This is a genomic window from Vibrio scophthalmi LMG 19158 (genome assembly GCF_000222585.1).
GTDB classification, from domain to species: domain Bacteria; phylum Pseudomonadota; class Gammaproteobacteria; order Enterobacterales; family Vibrionaceae; genus Vibrio; species Vibrio scophthalmi.
In genome coordinates, this window is the sequence record NZ_AFWE01000146.1 from 1 (window position 1) to 448 (window position 448).

The following is a 448-nucleotide window of genomic DNA, read 5'->3' on the forward strand; positions in this document are numbered from 1 at the left end:
TTTGAGAGTCGTCTCTTTAAACACGAACAACAGGGGTGTAGCTCCAATTGGCAGAGCAGCGGATTCCAAATCCGCGTGTTGGGAGTTCGAATCTCTCCACCCCTGCCATATATTAAGCCTCAGCAGAAATGCTGGGGCTTTTTTACATCGGCATGTTATGGTTTGTCGCTAATTGGCAGAGCAGCGGATTCCCCTAATACTAAATAGCGCGTGTTGGGGCGAAGCTTTCGAATCTCTCCACCCCTGCCATATACAAAGCCTCTCCGATGCTTCACTTTGAAGAAGCGATCTCAAACCTGTACTTTTAATTCTATATTCCAAACGAGCGCTTCTCGACTCTCAACTCTACACACTCTTGCTCTTCACCCGCAACAATCCGTAACATTTCTCCTTTCCAGTCTAAAATTGCCCTGACATTCACTGAAGCTCTACTGACATTGGTTATACC

General features: G+C 46.4%; 1 tRNA gene. It reads left to right on the forward strand.

What is annotated here, in order from left to right:
* The first annotated feature begins 31 nt into the window (after positions 1–31).
* Positions 32–108 (forward strand) — tRNA-Trp (locus tag RH88_RS11595).
* Positions 109–448: the final 340 nt, after the last annotated feature.